Annotated in this window: 15 protein-coding genes and 1 riboswitch; of the genes, 11 read left to right on the top strand and 4 right to left on the bottom strand. The window is 43.4% G+C overall.

The features are described 5' to 3' along the window. Positions 1–100 precede the first annotated feature (100 nt). Complete coding sequence (locus AAEY72_RS05425; RefSeq protein WP_352309739.1) at positions 101–991, top strand: fructose bisphosphate aldolase; 891 nt, start codon at positions 101–103, stop codon at positions 989–991. Positions 992–1,142: 151 nt separating this feature from the next. Beyond that, complete coding sequence (locus AAEY72_RS05420) at positions 1,143–2,048, top strand: hypothetical protein (protein ID WP_352309738.1); 906 nt, start codon at positions 1,143–1,145, stop codon at positions 2,046–2,048. A gap of 100 nt (positions 2,049–2,148) precedes the next feature. On the opposite strand, the gene AAEY72_RS05415 is transcribed toward AAEY72_RS05420, so the two are convergent. Further along, complete coding sequence (locus tag AAEY72_RS05415; RefSeq protein WP_352309737.1) at positions 2,149–5,961, bottom strand: autotransporter domain-containing protein; 3,813 nt, start codon at positions 5,959–5,961, stop codon at positions 2,149–2,151. A 348-nt stretch (positions 5,962–6,309) separates the two neighbouring features. After that, the gene (gene thiC / locus AAEY72_RS05410) at positions 6,310–8,259 is read right to left on the bottom strand and encodes a phosphomethylpyrimidine synthase ThiC (protein WP_352309736.1); all 1,950 of its coding nucleotides are present in this window, start codon (positions 8,257–8,259) and stop codon (positions 6,310–6,312) included. Between the two features lie 248 nt (positions 8,260–8,507). Next, positions 8,508–8,654: riboswitch (TPP riboswitch) on the bottom strand. Positions 8,655–8,957: 303 nt separating this feature from the next. Between thiC and pstS the strand changes: the two genes are divergently transcribed. The 5 genes from pstS to phoU all read left to right on the top strand — a co-directional run bounded on the left by pstS (position 8,958) and on the right by phoU (position 14,351). Then, positions 8,958–10,124: a phosphate ABC transporter substrate-binding protein PstS gene (gene pstS, locus AAEY72_RS05405; RefSeq protein ID WP_189583584.1), complete on the top strand. Its 1,167-nt coding sequence runs from the start codon at positions 8,958–8,960 to the stop codon at positions 10,122–10,124. A 208-nt stretch (positions 10,125–10,332) separates the two neighbouring features. Then, complete coding sequence (pstC, locus tag AAEY72_RS05400; protein WP_194620604.1) at positions 10,333–11,286, top strand: phosphate ABC transporter permease subunit PstC; 954 nt, start codon at positions 10,333–10,335, stop codon at positions 11,284–11,286. A gap of 89 nt (positions 11,287–11,375) precedes the next feature. Beyond that, on the top strand, positions 11,376–12,284 hold the full coding sequence (pstA, locus tag AAEY72_RS05395; protein ID WP_189583578.1) for a phosphate ABC transporter permease PstA: 909 nt from the start codon (positions 11,376–11,378) through the stop codon (positions 12,282–12,284). A gap of 77 nt (positions 12,285–12,361) precedes the next feature. Continuing rightward, positions 12,362–13,282 (top strand): phosphate ABC transporter ATP-binding protein PstB, encoded by a 921-nt coding sequence (gene pstB / locus AAEY72_RS05390; protein WP_194620605.1) that lies wholly within the window; start codon positions 12,362–12,364, stop codon positions 13,280–13,282. Positions 13,283–13,568: 286 nt separating this feature from the next. Next, the gene (gene phoU / locus AAEY72_RS05385; RefSeq protein WP_352309735.1) at positions 13,569–14,351 is read left to right on the top strand and encodes a phosphate signaling complex protein PhoU; all 783 of its coding nucleotides are present in this window, start codon (positions 13,569–13,571) and stop codon (positions 14,349–14,351) included. A gap of 242 nt (positions 14,352–14,593) precedes the next feature. On the opposite strand, the gene AAEY72_RS05380 is transcribed toward phoU, so the two are convergent. Together AAEY72_RS05380 and argH are read right to left on the bottom strand one after the other, a co-directional pair. Next, positions 14,594–14,884, bottom strand: a complete 291-nt coding sequence (locus tag AAEY72_RS05380; RefSeq protein ID WP_010200774.1) for an oxidative damage protection protein — start codon at positions 14,882–14,884, stop codon at positions 14,594–14,596. A 450-nt stretch (positions 14,885–15,334) separates the two neighbouring features. After that, complete coding sequence (argH, locus tag AAEY72_RS05375; RefSeq protein ID WP_352309834.1) at positions 15,335–16,708, bottom strand: argininosuccinate lyase; 1,374 nt, start codon at positions 16,706–16,708, stop codon at positions 15,335–15,337. A 227-nt stretch (positions 16,709–16,935) separates the two neighbouring features. Between argH and AAEY72_RS05370 the strand changes: the two genes are divergently transcribed. From AAEY72_RS05370 to AAEY72_RS05355, 4 genes are all read left to right on the top strand, one after another. Continuing rightward, complete coding sequence (locus AAEY72_RS05370) at positions 16,936–17,961, top strand: histidine kinase (RefSeq protein WP_352309734.1); 1,026 nt, start codon at positions 16,936–16,938, stop codon at positions 17,959–17,961. A 180-nt stretch (positions 17,962–18,141) separates the two neighbouring features. Beyond that, entirely contained in the window at positions 18,142–18,879 is a 738-nt protein-coding gene (locus AAEY72_RS05365) for a LytR/AlgR family response regulator transcription factor (protein WP_189583566.1), read from the top strand. A gap of 194 nt (positions 18,880–19,073) precedes the next feature. Then, positions 19,074–20,108 (top strand): hydroxymethylbilane synthase, encoded by a 1,035-nt coding sequence (gene hemC, locus AAEY72_RS05360; protein WP_352309733.1) that lies wholly within the window; start codon positions 19,074–19,076, stop codon positions 20,106–20,108. Positions 20,109–20,268: 160 nt separating this feature from the next. Further along, positions 20,269–21,255, top strand: coding sequence for a uroporphyrinogen-III synthase (locus AAEY72_RS05355; RefSeq protein WP_352309732.1), 987 nt, complete (start codon positions 20,269–20,271; stop codon positions 21,253–21,255). The last annotated feature ends 96 nt before the right edge of the window (positions 21,256–21,351 follow it).

Here is a 21,351-nt window from a genome sequence, read left to right as displayed (position 1 = left end):
GATAAGGTTGCTTAAAAACAGCAAGACTGATATAAGCTGACAAAAAGCGATTTGCTTTGAGACACTTGACCTCAATGAATAACAATAGGATGTACACTCAATGGAATACCAGAAGCAATTACAGCGTATAAAAAATGGTTCAGGCTTCATCGCGGCGCTTGACCAAAGTGGGGGCAGTACGCCAAAAGCACTCGAAAATTATGGCGTGAGCAGCGACGATTATGACAATGATGATGCCATGTTCGATCTCGTACATGAGATGCGAGCCCGTATCATCACGTGTGAGTCTTTTGATAATGAGCGCGTGCTTGGGGCGATTTTATTCGAAGATACCATGGAGCGCGAAGTTGACGGTAAGTCGACAGCTAACTATCTGTGGGAAAACAAAAATATCGTGCCATTTCTTAAGGTTGATAAAGGTTTGGCTGAACAGATGAACGGCGTGCAAGTCATGCGCCCGATACCTGATTTAGATGCGTTATTGGACAAGGCCAAAAACTATCCAGTATTTGGTACCAAGATGCGTTCAGTGATTTATGAGCCCAATGTCGATGGTATCGCGCTAGTTGTGCAGCAGCAATTTGATGTCGCCAAGCAAATCATCTCAAAAGGCCTGATGCCAATCGTCGAGCCAGAAGTAAATATTGATGGCACTAAAAAACATGACTGTGAGCTGATACTTAAAACCAATCTGTTGCATAATCTGGATCGTTTAAACGACGATCACCAAGTCATGCTGAAATTGACCTTGCCAGAGGAAGCGGGTTTTTATCAAGAACTGATTGATCATCCAAAAGTGCTAAAAGTGGTGGCTTTATCGGGTGGCTATAGCCGGAGCGATGCTTGTGCTAAGCTAAAACAAAACCCAGGTATGATTGCGAGCTTCTCACGTGCCTTTACTGAAGGTCTAAGTAAGCAGCAAAGCGATGAGGAATTTTCTGAAACCATTAACAACTCAATTGAAGATATCTTTGAGGCGTCGAAAGTTTAAGCAATAGCTATTCAAAATAAAATTTATAATCCCAGTAAACTTTATGTTTGCTGGGATTTTTTTATTGCTTTAATTCTATATTGAACTTATTATTATCCGAATTAAGTTCATCCTTTTATGAGCTTATTTATCATAAAATGGAGCTCTTCTGATGAATGTACGTTACTCAAGCTTGTTATTAGTTTCTATATTAGCTTTATCTGGTTGTGGCGGTGGTTCAGATTCAGATAGTGGTGATTCTTCTGTTACTCCGAATACTGGTAGTCCTTCTGTAGAGCAAAATACTAACACTCAACAGCGCCAAGAGCCTGAACCTTTTGCTGGCTCTTACAGTGGCGTAATCAACAGTGATTTAAAAGACATCTATAATACCTATTTATCAATGAGCACTATCGTCAATAATGATGGTGAATTTTGGATGGTATATATCAATAATGGCTTCATTTATAATGCCAATGATTTAGTATTTGGTTTGATAAATGGTAGATTTGAAAAAAGTAGTAATCCAAATTTCACCTCATTATCATCAAATGCTACTGACTATAGTTTTACCAGTAATAGTGTTGGCACAAGATCCATTGATCTTGACCTTGGCAGACAAAATGGTGCTGATTTTACTTTTTTTGAAACTGTGGTTTATGAAGATGCGTCTAATCCAGAAGGCTTTGAGGAAGAGCTCCGGTACCCAGTATTCTTAGACTACAATCAAGGAAATTCTACAGATAAATTAGAGGATTACAAAAGGGTTTACCAAGGTGCCTTAGTGACTACGAGCACGCGTAGTACTGCTAGCATGGTCACGAACGCTATCTCAAAGGGAAGGATGGGATATAGTATTGTGGATGAACAGGGTTGTATTATTGAAGGGGATATTACTTTTGACCCAAAATCTATTTATCTTCGTGTGGATGGAAACGTAGACAACTCAGCCATCACTTGTCATCTAGAAGAGGGCAAGGTACATGGCCTTGTAACTAAAGATGATGATAAGTCCAAGGTTTTGATGCTTGTTAATGACGATAACAAAGAAGCATATGTATTTAGCGTCGTTAGTTAAGCAACCAAATATCTCTAATATTCAATTAAGACCAATAAAAAAAAGCTTGCCCCTAATCTAATTAGAGGCAAGCTTTATTGTTTTATAGCGGTATTAAAGATTAGAAGGTGGTTTGTAATGCAAGGGTAGCACCTTGGTCATCATAGTTATCACGCCATTCGCCGCGATAACCTGCTGATATTTTCATACTGGCAGTCGGTGCATAGCTAAGCCCGATACCGGCGATACCAATCTCTTGTCCAATCTCTTGTCCAATAGTAGTGAATTCATCATTAGGCATTCCGATGAAGCTGGCAGTAATATCAGAACGACGATCACCATTTTCGATCGCTGCCGCCAATTGACCAGTAAGTGCTAGTGTTGGGGTTAAAGCTTGCGATAGGTTTAGACCAGCTGTCCAACGCAATGATTCATATTTATTTTCATCAACCATTAAGTTGTATACACCTGCACCCGTTTCACGATAGCTATCGCTTTTTGCATGAGCGTAGTTCAGTTGTGCGAATGGACTGATATTACGTTGCTCAGTGCCAATGCGATAATCGACTCCCAAACCTGCCTGCAACGTATCGACTGAATAATCAGAGCTCGCAATATTATCAGTTAATATCTGAATATGACGCTCACCTTCAACATCACTTCTACCAGCGCCCGCATGGAAACTCATATTAGTGGCTTCGTTAACAGCATAACGTCCGTATCCGAGAACCTGCCAGCTCTTAGTTTCTAGTTTATGCTCTAAGTAGCTTTCTTCGGTATCTGCATCGCTTTCAATATAAGAGACAGCGACCCCTAAGTTAAGGTCATTGTTAATCGGAGTATCTAGACCAACAATAGCGCCATAGCCTTTAGAGTCGTAGCCAGTGATACCATTCTCGCCCTCATGACTACGGTCGTTACCGATGATTTGTGCCCAAATATTACGTTCAGGTGCAGTCGGAGTATGAGCGAAAATAGCATCGCTAACCGCGTAATTGGCATCAGTGAGGATGCGGTTGGTCGCACCCATAAATAATGGCTGTAACTGATTGGCAGCTGTCGCAAGCTGAGCCTGATTGAAGTTGATGGTAGAGTTAATCAAGCTATCAGCCAATACATTATCACCATTTGTCACGCGGTCCTGAATGGCTTTGTCTAATACATAAGCAATACCCAAATCATTCCGGTTCGATTGACTTGATACCGATTGAACAAAGGTAGTATCAGTAGTCGGAGTCGGAGTCGGAGTCGGAGTCGGAGTCGGAGTCGGAGTCGGAGTCGGAGTCGGAGTCGGAGTCGGAGTCGGTGTTGGAGTCGGTGTTGGAGTCGGAGTCGGAGTCGGAGTCGGTGTTGGAGTCGGTGTTGGAGTCGGTGTTGGTGTTGGAGTCGGTGTTGGTGTTGGAGTCGGTGTTGGTGTTGGTGTTGGCGTCGGTGCTACCATTTTCAGACTAACGGCATCAGCATTACTATAATCTGCTGCAAAGCTTACTAATGGACTATTGTCGCTGACGGTTTTGAATTCACCAGTACGAGTCGTCGCTTTTACAATGTCTTTCCATTCTTTATCTTTTGCTACATTAGCGATGACTTCGTCAGCATAAATGAACAGATTTCCTTTGCTGATATCAACTGCTCCATTAATGAGAAATTTTCCATAATTTTCATCGATTGTGCCATCTTCATCCCAATCAAGTAGACCAATAGTAAGTGTTTCATCATTGCCCATGATGTAATTACCATTAAACTTCAGCGTTCCTTGAGTAATGGTTAAATCACCTGTCCATTGCTTGCTGCTTTCACTAATCTCTAAAGTTCCTAATCCATACTTTGCAAATCCACCGTTTTCATCCTCTACGTTGAGCTTACCAGCATTGCCAGTAATTACTGCATTAGGATTGATGACAACATAGGTTCCAACTTCACCGTTATTATTACCCGTTGTTTCGAACGAAATACCTTTTCCACTTACTTCAATTAAATCATCTTTAGTAAAGTTAGCAAACAAATTAGGTTGATCTGTTGTAATTCTAAACTCACCACCATCGATAAAAATATTAGAAAGAGTAGAAGCTGTATTGCGTTCAATACTATTAGTTGATATAACACCGCCATTAACTAAGTTGAGCGTGCCAGATCCTGTATTGCCTACGATTAACTTCGGTGTGACAAATGTACTGTTATCGATAGTCAAAGTACCAACAGCGTTTGCACTATTTTCACCTCTACCACCAATATAAGTAGTATCAGTTGCTCTAGCCAAACCGGTATAAAAAGGAGTGTTTGATACTTTGAAGGTACCAGAGCCTTGCTGACCAATGACTAAGTTAGTAGTCTGGAACTGGTTTCTACCATCGATAGTCATAGTACCTTTGCCAGAAGCACTACTACCCAATATAGTATCTCCATAAACCTGAATAGTATTACCATTTATAGTAGGCGACTCTGTTTCTTCATCTGCACGAGTCATAGTGACGGTACCAGTACCATTTACACCAACTAATAAGTTGTTATCTACATTGACGTAAGCATCATTGCCGGTAATGTTTAAATTACCATTACCAGAGGTGCCGACTACCATTTCAAGAGTCTCTACTCTGGCATCGTTAATGTTTAATTCTCCAATAGCACTCTCACCATCTTCATCAAAACCGCCAACTTGAGTGACTCGGTCAACGATTAGAGTACTGTTATCACTAACATTTACAATTCCTTTGCCATTGAAACCGCCAAGTAAAAAATCTTTGGTAGTAATCTTGGATTCTTGCCCTGATACATTGATAGTACCTAAGTTTTCGACGCCAACGATAATAGTTTCTTGATTGTTCCATTTACCACCGCTAGACAGATTTACTTCGCCTACAGCACTATTTTCTTGAGCTAAGTCAGCATTGTTCGAATTTAATATAGCATTATTTGTGACGTTGATAATTCCTGAGCCTTCTCGACCTACTATTAGGCTGGAGCTAACATTAGCTACAGAGTTTACGTCGCTGATAGCCAACGTACCTTCAGAACCTGATAGATCACCTACAGACATTTTATCGCTAGTGACGGTTCCTGCATTACCAATACTTAGTGAAGCACTTTCGGTTGTTCCTATGAAAAAACTATCTTTAACATCGATTTTTGATCCTGCACCTTTAACCACCACCTTGCTTCCTGCAGAACCTATATTATTAGCAACAACTAAAGTGTTAGTGGTAAGGTTACCGCCATTTTGAACAGAGAGACTACCTGTACCATTATCGCCAACAAAGACATTATTCTGAGCAATCAAATTACTTCCAGTACCGTCAACGACTACATTGCCTATTGAGTCTGTCTCATCAGCAATAATCAAATTATTTGTTATTGCATTGCCTGATTTAGTTATATTTAAACGCCCACTAGTATTTGAACCGTAGCCTAGTATTATTTTATCAGTAGCCTTTAACTGCCCATTGTTAGTGATATTAATTTCACCATCAACGAGTCCTCCTATGGCTATAGCAGGCGCACTCAATAAAGCATTATTAACAGTCACTTTACTAAATCTATCAACACCTACAGTACTACTAACACCAGCTTCTACAGCGGCGCCATTTTCAATAGAAACGTCTGTATCTATAGCTAGCACTTTACCATCTGGGTTTGCACCAAAGTTAATTTGATTATTTGGTGCTGCAAGGACAGTTCCTGGATTAGTTATCAAAACACTACCATTGATAGCAACAATATCTTGATACTCTGTACGTTGACCATCATTGACTACAATGTCAGCTGCCATCGCCGTCCCTGACAAAGAAAGCATAGCTAGTGCTAAGGGTGTCATTATGAGCTTGCTAGCTGTTTGCGATTTACCAGACGCGGATTTACCACGAGATTTGGCAAGCTCGGAGACGCATTGATAAACACCTAAAGCACGATTAAAAACAACACGGTAAACATGATTCATACTGATAACCTTAACTCTAGTCGATGTTTAAGTAACGAATTATTACTCATTAACCGTATATTACTTGATTTAAGCCGCTTGTCTATAACTTATTACACAATTGTTTGTATTGAAATAACGACAATAAAAAAGCTCGAAACTAACGAGAGTTTCGAGCCTTTATAATGCAACGTTTTTTAGTACTTAAAATCAAACCTCTTGATACAACTGACGACTGTCAGAATGACATTTCTTGGTCATCTCCGTCCTACCTCAACGAATTTTTTCAGCAATGGCTTCACCAAATTGTCCAATGCGCTTCGTATTCAAGTTTTTAACCAAATGACTAGCATCTGTTAAGTCGCCCGCTTAAGGCATTGCTTTTTGGTTAGCGGCATTTTTGTCCAGTCCTGCCGCATAATCTCGCACGTTCTGAGTGATTTTCATCGAACAGAATTTTGGCCCACACATCGAGCAAAAGTGCGCTGTCTTATGCGCGTCTTTCGGCAGCGTTTCGTCGTGATATTCACGCGCCGTATCTGGATCGAGTGCTAGATTGAACTGATCATCCCAGCGGAATTCAAAACGCGCTTTAGATAACGCATTGTCACGTGCTTGTGCGCCTGGATGACCTTTGGCCAAATCAGCAGCATGGGCGGCAATTTTATAAGTGATGATGCCGTCTTTGACATCCTTTTTATTGGGTAGACCCAAATGCTCTTTTGGCGTGACATAACAAAGCATCGCAGTGCCGAACCAACCAATCATCGCCGCTCCAATGGCACTAGTAATATGGTCATAACCCGGTGCAATATCAGTCGTTAATGGCCCTAACGTATAAAATGGCGCGTCCGCACACAGCTCAAGCTGCAAATCCATATTTTCTTTAATACGGTTCATCGCGACGTGACCCGGTCCTTCAACCATCACCTGCACATCATGCTCCCATGCCACTTTGGTCAGTTCACCCAAGGTTTTGAGTTCGCTAAATTGCGCTTCGTCATTGGCATCTTGTAAACAACCCGGACGTAGGCCATCACCCAAACTAAAGGCGACATCGTAGGCTTTCATAATCTCGCAGATATCTTCAAAGTGCGTGTATAAAAAGCTCTCTTGTTGATGCACCATGCACCACTGCGCCATGATAGAGCCGCCGCGCGACACAATGCCCGTCAGGCGTCCGGCAGTCATTGGCACATAATCCAGCAGCACACCTGCGTGAATGGTGAAATAATCAACGCCTTGCTCTGCTTGTTCAATTAAGGTGTCGCGGAATATCTCCCACGTTAAATTTTCAGCCACGCCATCGACTTTTTCTAGCGCTTGATAAATGGGTACGGTACCAATCGGCACTGGTGAGTTACGAATCAGCCACTCGCGGGTTTCGTGAATATGATTGCCGGTGGACAAATCCATGATGTTATCCGCGCCCCAACGTGTTGCCCACGTCATTTTCGAGACTTCTTCATCGATAGAAGAACCCAGCGCTGAGTTACCGATATTGGCGTTAATTTTGACCAAAAAATTGCGCCCGATAATCATGGGCTCAGATTCAGGGTGGTTGATGTTGTTGGGAATGATGGCACGTCCAGCGGCCACTTCACTACGCACAAACTCAGGCGTGATGACCGTCGGCGTATTAGCACCAAAGCTCTCTCCATCATGTTGGCGTATGTCCGTCAAATCATGCTGCTTTTGGGTTTCACGGATGGCAATGTATTCCATTTCAGGCGTAATAATGCCGCGACGTGCGTAGTACATTTGGGTGACGTTGCCTGTTTTGCCATCAACATCTTTGGCACGGCGCGGTTTATCAATGTGAGCAAATCGTAAGTTGGCAGTGCTGATATCACGCGCGCGCGTTTGTCCATACTGACTTGACAGACCTGTTAACTGCTCGGTATCTCCGCGTTCGTTTATCCAGCCTTCACGTAGTTTTGGCAGACCTTTTGTGAGATCGATGGTGGCATTGGGGTCAGTATAAACACCTGAGGTGTCATAGACATAAAACGGTGGGTTTTGCTCCCATTCGTTCTCAGAAACGCCTTGCACAGGGGTAGGATCAAGCGTTATTTCGCGCATCGGTACTTGAATATCGGGTCTTGAGCCTTCGATATAAATTTTACGTGAGGCGGGTAAGATACGGTGTAAGTCGCGGGCATCTTCTTCAAAGCGCGCGTCTGTTTGATGACGATGGGCAGGGGTTTTTAGGGCATCTGCTTTTTTATCCGCTTTGCTGGCAGTCGCGTTGAGCGAAGCATTGGCTGGGATATGAGTTTGAGCAGCTTTTGTGTTCGAGGTAATGTCTGAAATAGTCATATGCTGTCCTAGCGTGTTGGTCTAATAGTATAGGCAACACCGCCAGAATCTGCGGGGGTAAGCATATATGATACGGACAAATTCAATCGTAAAAAAAACTGCTAGCGCTATCAAACCTAAACGTAGTCAGTGATCTTTCGCTGATTGAGGGACGGAACTGATTATTAACGCTATCCACCAGCACAAAAAATACTGGTAGAGGTTGGCGATAATAAAAAGGCATTTCTGCACGCCCTTTGTACTTGTATAACATATGCTTAAGACTTCCCTGCGTCGGTACTAACCGCATCAGGTTCGGCGGGTGATCTCTCAGCGAATGTATTAAAAGGCGGTTACTTTAATAAAGCGAATTTAATAAAGCCAGTCTTTAACACACCGCACCCCGAGTCTGTCAGTGTTGTGAATCTTATTCATACTAACAAAATTCTGCACCAACGGCTAATAGTATTTGGCTAAGCATACAACAACTTAAGGTGGCGTCTGATGGTTTCTATGAGTATGGTTGTATCATGTTGATATATATAAGTTATTGATATAATTCGTATTTATTGAAAATATAGCAGTGCTACCTGAATATTATGTAAAGCGAATGAAAGATTGTGACAACTGTCATCAAACTGTCATAAAGATTTGGCAAGATAGCACGCATATCACAAACAATGCTTTTTCATATCGTTGTTAAACTTCAGGAGTCCTACATGCGTTATTCGTTATTAGCAGTAGCCGTTAGTTGTACATTAATGCTCACGGCATGTAATAAATCAACCGACACGGCAGAGCCCACTGCTGATACTAGCAGTAGCGCTGTTACCACGGCTGAGTCAACCTCTCAAACAGCCTCTTCTGCTACCACAGGTTTTAAATCTGCTGAAAATATCGCCATGAATATCACGGGTGCAGGTGCATCATTCCCGCAGCCTATCTATGCCAAATGGTCTTATGACTACAATGGGGCAACTGGTGGCCAAGTCAACTATCAATCTATTGGTTCATCTGGTGGTATCAAACAAATTCAGTCAAAAACCGTTGATTTTGGTGCTTCTGATGCACCGATGACGCCTGAAGAGCTTGAAGAGTCTGGCCTTATTCAGTTTCCGACAGTTATTGGTGGCGTCGTGCCAATCGTCAACATCGACGGTATAGAGCCGGGCGCATTGAAGCTAGACGGTACGACCTTAGCAGATATTTATTTGGGTAAAATCAGTAAATGGAATGACCCAGCTATCAAAGCTATGAACCCAGATTTGACCTTGCCAGACGCGGCAATCACGACGGTATTCCGCTCAGACGGTTCAGGTACGACTTTTAACTTCACGGACTATCTGGCCAAAGTATCACCAGATTGGAAAGACACGGTTGGTGTTGATAAAACCGTTAAATGGCCGACCTCTGCGACTGGTGCAGGCGGTAAAGGTAATGAAGGCGTATCAAGCTACGTAAACCGTATGAAAAACTCTATCGGCTACGTTGAGTATGCATACGCTAAGCAAAACAAGATGTCACATACGGCATTGAAAAATGCAGCTGGCAACATCGTGCAACCATCAGCTGAGACCTTTGCTGCGGCAGGTGATATTGATTGGTCACAACAAGAAGGCTTTTATAAAGTCATCACCAACTCTGAGACTGACCAAGCATGGCCTATCGCTGCTGCCACCTTTATCTTAGTCCATAAGCAACCAGAGAATCCTCAGCAAGTTGCTGGCGTGTTGAACTTTTTTGACTGGGCTTATAGCCAAGGCGATGACGACGCTATGGCACTAGATTACGTACCATTCTCTGATACGGCAGTGGCCTTGTTCAAAGCAAAATGGAACGACGTAAAAGGTAGCGATGGACAGCCTGTCTATAAACCTGCTCAGTAATTCGATAGTCATTATTTAATAACGATCGAATTACCCTTTCAAACAACTATTCTCCGGTAGTTGTTTGAAAGGTTTTATCACAGCGAATTTAATCGCAAAGCCAATGATACTTATAGCCTCTGATACTTATATCTGTTGAGTTTGTTGTGATAAAACCTGATAAATACGCTCATTTTTTAATCTTATTCTATTGAATGCTGAGACACTTATGACAGACTTAAGGTCCCAACTGGCTAAACAAAAACGTTACGATGCTTTATTCGTTAACTCCACCAAAGCATTTGCCATACTGGTATTGATGTCTCTAGGTGGTATTTTAGTGTCGTTAATTGTCGGGGCTTGGCCAAGTATTCAAGAGTTTGGTCTGGGTTTTTATACCAGCAATAACTGGGACACGGTCGCCAATGAATATGGTGCACTTGCACCCATCTATGGCACCTTAGTGACCTCATTTATCGCCATTCTGATAGCCGTGCCAGTGAGCTTTGGCATTGCCATATTTTTGACCGAAATGTGTCCTGCTTTTCTAAAAAAACCACTTGGTATCGCCATTGAGCTATTGGCTGGTATCCCTTCTATCATTTATGGTATGTGGGGTTTGTTCGTCTTCGCGCCGTTTTTTGGTGATCACATCCAGCCATGGTTTATTGAACACGTCGGGCCTTTACCGATCATCGGTAAACTGTTTGCAGGCGCGCCGATGGGACTGGGGATGTTCACAGCGTCCTTGGTGCTTGCCATCATGATTATTCCCTTTATCGCTGCCACCATGCGCGATGTTTTTTCCGTCGTGCCAGACTTATTAAAAGAATCAGCCTATGGCATGGGCGCGACGACTTGGGAAGTCATGTTCAAGATTATTTTGCCGTATACCAAAGCTGGTGTGGTTGGTGGTGTTATTTTAGGGCTGGGTCGCGCATTGGGCGAGACCATGGCGGTGACTTTCTTGATTGGTAATGCCTTTAATATCAGTCCAAGCCTGTTTACCTCTGGGGTTACGATTACCTCAGCGCTGGCCAATGAGTTTGCCGAAGCGTCTAGTGAGCTGCATCTGGCATCTTTATTACATTTAGGCTTAATCTTATTTGTGATTACTTTCATTGTGCTGTCCATAGCGAAGCTCATGCTCATGCGCATGGATCATAAAGCAGGCAATCGCTAAGCCAACGTTGTATCAGCACGATAGAGATTAATGTTGTCTAAAAAGATTATCTAAAAAGGCTATCTAAAAAGATACGGGAAACGAATGTTATGCCTAATCAAGCTATCAGAGCTACTACCGCATTACCGACGAAGACAAGCTTTGAGGCACGTTATAACAAAAGCCTTTATAACAAGCGTCGTCGTCTGAATAAGCTTGGATTGGGCTTTGCGTTGTCGGCGATGGCGTTTGGTTTATTTTGGCTATTATGGATTTTACTGACCCTGTTCGTTGAAGGTTTTCAAGGATTGGTACAGTTGCCAGTATTTACGGCTGATACCCCGCCACCGATGAGCGCAGGTGGCCTACGCAACGCCATTGTCGGCTCAATCATGTTGGCGTTTTCAGGCTTGTTTATCGGGGCACCGATTGGGCTGATGACCGGTATTTATTTGTCAGAATTTTCTCAAGGCAGTATGCTAGGCAAGGTAACTCGTTTTTTAAACGATATTCTGCTATCAGCACCCTCGATTGTGATTGGTCTCTTTATTTATGCGCTGATGGTCAAAGGCAATAACTTTTCTGGTTGGGCAGGCGCATTGGCTTTGGCATTAATCGTTATTCCTGTCGTCGTACGCACCACAGAAAATATGCTCAACTTAGTGCCCAATAGCATCCGTGAAGCGGCCTATGCCTTGGGCACACCAAAGTGGCAACTGGTAACCAAAGTCACGATCAAAGCTGCCAAAGCCGGATTGACCACAGGCGTATTGTTAGCCTTTGCCAGAATCACTGGTGAGACGGCACCGTTATTATTCACCGCGCTGAACAATCAATACTTCAGTACCGATATGGGTAAGCCCATTGCCAACTTGCCCAACACCATTTATCAGTTTGCCATGAGTCCTTATGACAATTGGCATACCTTGGCATGGTCAGCGGCATTACTGATTACCTTGTCTGTATTGATACTGAATATTTTGGCGCGGTTTATTGGCAACCGTGGTCACAGCAAATAACAGCTACTAAAAATCAGGCCTCATCGATTTTTACTTAAATTTATATCACTTTTCATTGAGTTAGGTTGGATAATATTATGAATGATGTCATCAATAAAGCGCCTAAAAAAACGGCGGTTAAAAAGTCTCATATCACTGAAGACAATCTATTAACCAACCCTTTATCGACCAGTGCACAAATGGCTCAGCCAGATGCTGCAAGCTTTAACAAGCAAACACTGCATGATATTCCACAAAATATGCCGCCTGCAAAATTGGAAGTTCGAGATCTGAATTTTTATTACGATGATTTCCAAGCATTAAAAAATATCAATATTGATATCCCTGATAAAAAAGTGACCGCGTTTATTGGCCCATCAGGTTGCGGAAAATCAACGCTGCTGCGTACCTTTAATCGTATGTATGATCTGTATCCGGGCATGCGGGCAGAAGGTAATATCAATATTGACGGTGCAAATATTTTAGACAAAGACGTTGATGTTAATTTGCTACGCGCACGAGTCGGCATGGTTTTTCAAAAGCCGACACCATTCCCAATGTCGATTTACGACAATGTGGCGTTTGGTGTGCGTCTTTATGAAAAATTAAGCAAAGCTGAGCTGGATAATCGAGTGGAATGGGCGCTGAAAAAATCAGCATTATGGCCTGAGGTTAAAGACAAACTTAAAGCCTCTGGACTGTCATTGTCCGGTGGACAGCAGCAACGCTTATGTATAGCGCGTAGTGTCGCCACCAAGCCGGAGGTATTGTTACTCGACGAGCCAACTTCCGCACTTGATCCTATCTCTACCGGTGCTATTGAAGCGCTGATTGAAGATCTCAAAAACGACTATACCATCGCTATTGTGACGCATAATATGCAGCAAGCGGCACGGGTGTCAGACTATACGGTTTATATGTATTTAGGCGATATGATCGAGATGGGCGAGACGGATCAGATATTTACCAAACCGGCGCAAAAAGCGACGGAAGATTATATTACGGGTCGTTATGGCTAAGCGCATTGATGATTAATAAGTTGGGCGACGCTTAGCGTCAGCCGTCAGTCGCTTTTCATTAAGTGATAATGTCAGTCATTACGCTGATGGTTATGTACTGATCATCAAGCACTGATAATAAGACGCTGATAACAAGCAAATAGGATGAGCACTTATTGTGAGCAATCATTCGAAGTTTTTGACATTGACCGAGGTATATCGGCAGCTCGGTTTTGAGCACTCAAACAATGTGCCCTTTAATAGGCACACGGTGTCATCGAAACCCAGATTTCAGGGAATACGTTCTATGCAAAATGATAAGCATATCTCTAAAAGTTTTGACCAAGATCTTGATGAAGCGATTCGACTGTTTCTACACATGGGTGATAGCGCGGCCAATCAAGTCGCCAAGGCAATCCATGCATTAACCGATAAAAACCAAGCGTTGGCACAAGAAGTGATTGATATGGATTTTGATATCAATCGTATGGAAGTCGATTTGGACGAACATATTTTATTACTGGTTGCCAAACGTCAGCCAGCTGCCAGTGATTTGCGTTTGGTCATGGCCATCAGCAAAGGCGTGGTTGATTTAGAGCGCATCGGTGATGAAGCGGTGAAAATCGCCCAGATGACAATCAAAATTATCGCGCAAGGTAAGACTGAGTATGGGTATGCGGAAGTTCAGCATTTGAGCAACCAAGTTCGGCTGATGGTACATAATGCGCTGGAAGCTTTTAGCCAATCAAACGCTGAGCAAGCCTTTGAAGTCATGCGTAATGATAAGGTGGTCAATGATGAGTATCAGTCGGCCATTCGCGCCTTGATGACTTATATCATGGAGGACTCGCGCTATGTCTCAAAAGTCATGAATATCATGTGGGTACTGCGTGCGCTTGAGCGTATCGGTGATCATGCGCAGAACGTGGCAGAGCTAGTTATTAACTATATCAGCGGTCAGGACGTGCGTCATTCAGACTATGCTGAGGTCGAAAAAGCGGTGCAAGAAGCCAACGATCGAATGGCTGCACGCCAAGCAAGCGCAACATCCGTTAACGATGCTGGCGCAGCAAACAAGACTGAGGATTGATAGGGTATTTAACACACTTTATAGTCGATGTACTCTAAAAAGAACATAGTGCTACTGGGATGCTGTCTTCAAATTTAGGTTGCGCAGCCTCTGGGAACGCAGCACGCAAGTCAAATTTATCCCAGTAGCGTGTTTAAATTTATATAACAGTTTTATGTTCAACAGACCCTATAATCTATAAATAAAAAACGCGCTATATTATTTATATAGCGCGTTTTTTTATAGCAGAAAATCAAAAATAATTAGCTTTCTGGCGTCCAACCTTGCGCGCGCTCATAATCTTCATTGTCTAAAAATTTATCACGTTGCTCGGTTAAAAACTGCTTGGCTTTAGGATCCATCATGCTTAGATGATTTTCGTTAATCAGCATGGTTTGGTGCTCAATCCATTCTTTCCATGCTTTGTCAGAGACCGTTTCTTGCAGCTCTTGACCTTTTTTATTAGGAAAAGGTGGATGTGGCATCTTTGGCAATTCTTGCTGATATTTGCGGCAAAATACCGTATTGGCTTGTGGATTAAAACTCTCAGTCATGAGGCAGTCCTTATTGTATTATTAAATCGAATATTAGGGTCTGTTGAACATTCAAATATTAGGACTGCTGATCGCTAAAATCGCATCAAGCTAGGCGTAAACTGACGATAATGTCGAGACCTTAGCTAGGTTTACAACAACGTTTGGGGTGATTTTAACATCAGCCTTTCAGGGCAGGGCTATTTTTTGCCAATACATGGCGAAATTGTCTACCCTAGAATAACTAGGCGTCAAAAATTTCACTGCGTATTGTCTAAAAAATAGCCACTGCCAGTGCCACATTTGAATGTTCAACAGACCCTAGTATCCACCTATGATAACGGTCTTGGTGGATTTAGCCAAGCCTATCAGGTGTATAGAAGGTAACAGCCGCTTTATCTACTGATGTTAATAAAAAACCCGCCTAGAGAGCGGGATTTTTATTAATAGATGCTAGTTTTATTAAAGGTTTTACGCAAATACTTTTAAGCGTGCGCGACCATTAACGACGGCTTGCTTCACTTGATTGGGCGCTGTGCCACCTAAATGATCACGAGCTGCCAATGAGCCTTCTAGTGTCAGATACTCAAAGACATCGTCACCAATAGCATCGCTAAACTGCTGTAGCTGTGCCAAGGATAAATCACTCAAATCGACGCCTTCTTTGATACCCAAAGCGACGGCATTACCCACCACTTCATGAGCATCACGGAAAGCGACACCGTTACGTACCAGATAGTCTGCCAAATCAGTCGCTGTCGCATAGCCTTTCATAGTAGCAGCGCGCATGTTTTCTTTATTTGGGGTGATGTTCGGTAGCATGTCACCAAAGGCCAATAAACAGCCGGTAAGCGTATCGACGCAATCAAAGAGCGGCTCTTTGTCTTCTTGGTTGTCTTTATTGTAGGCGAGGGGTTGGCTCTTCATCAGGCTCAGCAAGGTCATGAGTTGACCAAAGACACGGGCTGCTTTACCGCGTACCAATTCAGGCACATCAGGGTTTTTCTTTTGCGGCATGATAGATGAGCCGGTACAGAAGCGATCTGGTATCTGCACAAAGTTAAACTGCGCTGACATCCATAGGATAATCTCTTCGCTCATGCGTGACATGTGCATCATCAAGATAGAAGCAGCTGATGTGAACTCAATAGCGAAGTCGCGATCTGAGACAGCATCAAGCGAGTTTTGGCAAATACCTTCAAAGCCCAACAGTTCAGCGGTAATCGTACGATCGATCGGGAACGTCGTGCCAGCAAGCGCGGCACTACCAAGCGGCATCTGATTGATACGGCGACGCGCATCGACTAGACGTTCAGTATCGCGGTATAACATCTCAAACCAAGCCATCACGTGATGACCAAAGCTGACTGGCTGCGCGGTTTGCAAATGGGTGAAACCAGGCATGATGGTATCAGTATGCTGCTCAGCCAAATCAAGCAAACCACTTTGCAAACGTACCAATAGTGCGATGATATTATCAGTCTCTTCGCGCAGCCATAAACGGATATCGGTGGCGACCTGATCATTACGGCTACGACCAGTGTGTAGCTTTTTGCCCACTGCACCGACGATATCTGTTAGGCGCGATTCAACGTTCATATGCACGTCTTCAAGCGCAATTGACCAATTAAATTCACCGGCTTCGATCTCTTGCAGCACTTGTTGTAGACCGTCAATAATAGTCGCAACGTCCTCGGCGCTTAAGATATCGCACTCTTTAAGCATGGTGGCATGCGCAATCGAGCCTTGAATATCATGACGGGCAAAACGTTGGTCAAAGCCAACCGAAGCGGTGAAGGCGGCAACGAAGCTATCAGTCGCTTCACTAAAGCGTCCGCCCCACATCTGTTGGCCTTGGCTGTTTTGTGGCGCTGCGTTTGTTATAGGGGCATCTGTGCTAAAATCAGTGGCAGATGAATTTTTATTTGAATCGGGATTACTAGGATTTGAAGAATTGGCGTTCATATCGGTCTAAGACAAGTCAAGAGAATAAGATCTCAAGTATAGCAAATGATGAGGTTGCCTTACTAGCTGCGCGCTTAGAGTTTTTTATTCCTAAGCTCATGGATGTCATGAGACCTTGGCAGTGGCTGCTGTATATCTTTTTTTGGTCGCTGTTTGTGACGGTGATTGACCGTCATGATTTGGCAACTTGGTCAGAATTTATGATTAAGTTTATGAGCCGATTTGTACAAAATACAGTAAGCATCATCCCTTCATTGTACTTAATTGATCATTTACGCCCTGTCTTTACACGCATGAGCATCGTTAAAGCCAGTATTTATGTGCTGATGCTACTTATGGTCGCCTCTGGCATAACCATGACATTAGTCATGTTGATCATGCTTAATGTGGGCTGGCTTGAATACAATCTGCAAAATTTTATTATAGAGGTCCTGTTCGATACCATCATTGGTGGTGGCTTTACCTTGGTATTCTTACTGTATTTTTTACGCCGCTATCGTGAAGTCAACGCGCTCAAGCAATCGTTTGAATATAAATTGACAGCGCAAAACGATGTGATTAAAGCGCGCCTTGCCCCGCATTTTTTCTTTAATACCATTAATACTTTAGTATCCCTTATCGAGTCTAACCCATCACGAGCCGCCGACTTATTACAGCACGTGTCAGCATTATTTCGTGCCAGTTTTGAGGGTGCCCGTGAGATTAGTTTTGAAGAAGAAATCGCGCTTTGCGAGCATTATCTTGCCATTGAATCTATTCGTTTGGCGGACAAGCTCATCATCAATTGGCGGCTACCTGACGAGGATGTCATGTATGACATGGTCATCACCGCTTTGATGCTCCAAAGCGTGATTGAAAAAATGCTACTCAATGTGGTTGAAATGACCACCGAAACCATTTATATCGATATTGAAGTAACGTGGCAACAGCATCGCGTGACGATTACCATCAGTGTGCAACTGCCCAAAAAAACCTTAATGGTTCACTACGATTTGCGTCAGCACATGAATTTTTATATTCAGGCCGAACGTTTACGCGCCTACTTTGGCCAAAGTGCCGATATTCAAAGTACCGTCACTAGTAAGCAAATCGTTACTGTCATAGATTACCCTCTTCAAGACGTCAGTCTATGATTTTTATCTGGTTATATTCTCTTTAGTAACTGACCGTGGCATATTTATTGCAGCATTTATACTATTATTATTTTCGTTATTAGTTTTAAAGGATGGCGATAACAGCTTAAGGATAAATGTTATTATGTTACTGATACGATTAAAGAAATATACTAGGTACGCCGTAAGAAAGGAGTTTCCATGCGGATTGTAGTTTGTGATGATGAGCCGTTAGCACGTGAGCGTTTGGTTAGGATTGTGCAGGAGTCAGGTCATCAAGTGGTTGCGCAAGCAACGACAGGCGCAGAAGCCATCGTGGCAGTGAAAACTCAACAACCGGACATCATTTTATTAGATATTCGCATGCCTGAAATGGATGGGGTTCGCTGTGCGCAAGAGCTTGCTAAGCTTGAGCACCCGCCAGCGATTATTTTTGTCACTGCCTACGATCATTATGCGATTGCCGCGCTAAAAGCCAATGCGATCGGTTATTTATTAAAACCAGCCAATAAAGATGAATTGCTAGAAGCACTTGCTAAAGCGAAAAATCTAAACGCAGCGCAGTTAAATGAGATTCGTAAGCTCGAAGATCCAATGGCACGTCCCGTCCGTGAACATATTGCGGCACGTACCCACCGCGGTGTTGAGCTGATTAAGCTCAAAGATATTTACTACTTTACGGCTGATCAAAAGTATGTCAAAGTTCGCCATAAAGACGGTATTGTCCTCATTGATGAGACCCTAAAAGAGTTGGAACAAGAGTTTGAAGACCGCCTGTTTCGGGTACACCGTAATGCTATTATTAATCTCAGCTTTTTGGACTTTTTAGAGACCTTAGATGCGGGACAGTATCAGATACGGTTTAAAGGTATTGATGAGACGCTAGCGGTTAGCCGCCGTCACCTGCCAGCGTTACGTGAAAAAATTCAGAGTATGTAACACACCATTGTCATAGCGAAATAATCATCCCATATCATCAAACCCTTATTTATGCTTAAATAGGGGTATTTTTTTGCGTCGGCAGTCATGGTAAATGGTCTTTATCGCCATTTTATAAGGTAAATTTGCATGACTGTTTCGCATTGACATCGCATGAACATTGCACTGTCGTATCGAACTTATTGAGGCCCTTTATGAGCAATCCGCAGCAACCTGCTTTGACCACTTTAAATATCGCCACACGCCAGAGTCCGTTGGCGCTATGGCAAGCTGAACATATTCGTGATCGCCTGCTAGAGATGTATCCTGACTTGACCATTAATCTGCTAAAAATTGTCACTAAAGGTGACAAAATTTTGGACACGCCATTGGCCAAAATCGGCGGTAAAGGTTTGTTTGTCAAAGAGCTTGAGCAAGCGCTGTATGAGAACCAAGCAGATATCGCCGTGCACTCATTAAAAGACGTGCCCATGCAGTTGCCGGAAGGCTTGATGCTGGGTGTTTATTGCAAACGCGCTTCACCAACGGATGCTTTTGTTTCCAATACTTATAATAGTATTGATGAGTTGCCACAAGGTGCGGTGGTTGGCACGTCAAGCTTGCGTCGTCAGTGTCAAATTAAAGCCTATCGCCCCGATCTACAAATCAAAACCTTGCGCGGTAACGTTGGTACCCGTTTGGGTAAGTTGGATGCTGGGGATTACGATGCGATTATTCTAGCGACCAGTGGTTTACAGCGTATTGAGCTTGATGAGCGCATTCGCGGCGAGCTTGATATTGATGCTTGCTTGCCTGCGGTTGGGCAGGGTGCTCTGGCAATTGAATGCCGTGAAGGTGATGATGAGGTGATAAAATTGCTTGCACCGCTCAATGATGATAAGGCTCGTATTCGCCTTATCGCTGAGCGCGCGCTAAACCGTCATTTAGAAGGTGGTTGCCAAGTGCCGATTGCGGCTTATGCCGTTCTACAAATGGCTGATGAAACAGCTGCCAACAACGATGACAATGGTAATAATGGCAACAATGATAATGGCAATGTGTTGTGGCTCCGTGGTCGTGTGGGTCAGGTCGATGGTAGTGAACTACTAAAAGCGGACAAGCGTGTCACATTAGTCGGTACGCAAGAAGAGCAAGAAATACAGGCCAATCAACTTGGTATTGATGTTGCTAATATACTGCTTGCCGATGGTGCTGGTGCTATCTTATCAGCGATTTATCATCCTGAATGATATTTGAGTAGATAATATTAGAATAAATAATATCTAAGCAAATGGCATCTAAGAATAGTATTTCTGTATGGTGAGTAGCTTAATCATAGAGTGGTAATTACTTATACTGACTCTGATTAAGCTCACTTTAATTTCATAAGCATTGTTTTATGGTCGGTTTATGATTTGTTCAACATCACAGTTCACAAATTCGCCTCACTCAACTGAGCAATCATCAGCGCTGCCGCAAGTAGTCATCAATACGCGCCCGATAGAGCGAGCAGCGCCACTGACGCAGTGTCTACAAGCGGCAGGGCTTTCGGTCATTGAGATGCCGATGTTGGCATTGCAAGCACGTGCAGCGACCGATGAAGACAGAAAAATGATGCGGCAATGGCTGGCTGGTGACTATCAAGCACTGGTTATTGTCAGTCCGACCGCTGCGGCCTCAGGGTTAGCCATGTGGCAAGCGCTTGAGGTTGAGCGTTACAAGCAAAACAACATTACTGAGCTGGCAGAGTCCGCATTGGCGGCGCTAGAGACGCCAAGCCATTTGATTGCGGTTGGTGAGGCGACTGCTGCTGTCCTCAATGATGCCAAGCTACCGGTGGCAAGTTATCAGGTGCTTCAACCTACCATTGCCAATAACGAAGGTATGCTGGCGATGCCTGAGATAGAAAGTCTACAAGCGGGCGATAAACTATTGATATGGCGCGGGCTTGGCGGACGTCGTCTGCTGGTCGATACCTTACAGGCGCGCGGTGTACATATCGATAGTATTGCTTGGTATGAGCGCATCATGCCTGACGAGGCGCAGAGTCAATATGAGCAATGGCTACAAGATTTTCAGGCACAAAACGCATCAAAAACCATAGCATCAGCAGACAGAATAAAGCCCGTCGTCGTGATCAGTAGTGGTACTGCCTTTGAGTATTGGGCAAGTATTGTTGAAGCAACAGTAATAAAGGCTTCAGAAGCGACGAATTTAGAAGCAATTGCAAATCAAAGCAAGATCGACAATGCAGTGCTTAAATTATCAGACTTTACTTATATCGTATTGGGCGAACGCTTGGCAAACATGGTCGCAGAACAGCAATTGAGCTATTGGCGTGTGGAAGATTTGGCGCCGGAAACCATTCTGGCAGCTATTAGCGCTAAAGTCCTATAGAAAAAACGATTTCTTAATAACCAGACAACACTTAAAGCGTGATACGCTTTTTTTGTTCGCTTTAAATAGGTTTAACCCTACCCATAACGGTACTGT

The organism is Psychrobacter sp. W2-37-MNA-CIBAN-0211, assembly GCF_040309405.1.
Classification (GTDB): Bacteria; Pseudomonadota; Gammaproteobacteria; order Pseudomonadales; family Moraxellaceae; genus Psychrobacter; species Psychrobacter glaciei.
This window is presented reverse-complemented; position numbering and strand designations above follow the sequence as displayed.

What these genes read in the sequence shown, in the direction of transcription:
- AAEY72_RS05425 (WP_352309739.1), top strand. Translation starts at nt 101, where the DNA reads ATGGAATACCAGAAGCAATTACAGCGTATAAAAAATGGTTCAGGCTTC.
- AAEY72_RS05420 (WP_352309738.1), top strand. Translation starts at nt 1,143, where the DNA reads ATGAATGTACGTTACTCAAGCTTGTTATTAGTTTCTATATTAGCTTTA.
- AAEY72_RS05415 (WP_352309737.1), bottom strand. Translation starts at nt 5,961, where the DNA reads ATGAATCATGTTTACCGTGTTGTTTTTAATCGTGCTTTAGGTGTTTAT.
- thiC (WP_352309736.1), bottom strand. Translation starts at nt 8,259, where the DNA reads ATGACTATTTCAGACATTACCTCGAACACAAAAGCTGCTCAAACTCAT.
- pstS (WP_189583584.1), top strand. Translation starts at nt 8,958, where the DNA reads ATGCGTTATTCGTTATTAGCAGTAGCCGTTAGTTGTACATTAATGCTC.
- pstC (WP_194620604.1), top strand. Translation starts at nt 10,333, where the DNA reads ATGACAGACTTAAGGTCCCAACTGGCTAAACAAAAACGTTACGATGCT.
- pstA (WP_189583578.1), top strand. Translation starts at nt 11,376, where the DNA reads ATGCCTAATCAAGCTATCAGAGCTACTACCGCATTACCGACGAAGACA.
- pstB (WP_194620605.1), top strand. Translation starts at nt 12,362, where the DNA reads ATGAATGATGTCATCAATAAAGCGCCTAAAAAAACGGCGGTTAAAAAG.
- phoU (WP_352309735.1), top strand. Translation starts at nt 13,569, where the DNA reads ATGCAAAATGATAAGCATATCTCTAAAAGTTTTGACCAAGATCTTGAT.
- AAEY72_RS05380 (WP_010200774.1), bottom strand. Translation starts at nt 14,884, where the DNA reads ATGACTGAGAGTTTTAATCCACAAGCCAATACGGTATTTTGCCGCAAA.
- argH (WP_352309834.1), bottom strand. Translation starts at nt 16,708, where the DNA reads ATGTGGGGCGGACGCTTTAGTGAAGCGACTGATAGCTTCGTTGCCGCC.
- AAEY72_RS05370 (WP_352309734.1), top strand. Translation starts at nt 16,936, where the DNA reads ATGAGACCTTGGCAGTGGCTGCTGTATATCTTTTTTTGGTCGCTGTTT.
- AAEY72_RS05365 (WP_189583566.1), top strand. Translation starts at nt 18,142, where the DNA reads ATGCGGATTGTAGTTTGTGATGATGAGCCGTTAGCACGTGAGCGTTTG.
- hemC (WP_352309733.1), top strand. Translation starts at nt 19,074, where the DNA reads ATGAGCAATCCGCAGCAACCTGCTTTGACCACTTTAAATATCGCCACA.
- AAEY72_RS05355 (WP_352309732.1), top strand. Translation starts at nt 20,269, where the DNA reads ATGATTTGTTCAACATCACAGTTCACAAATTCGCCTCACTCAACTGAG.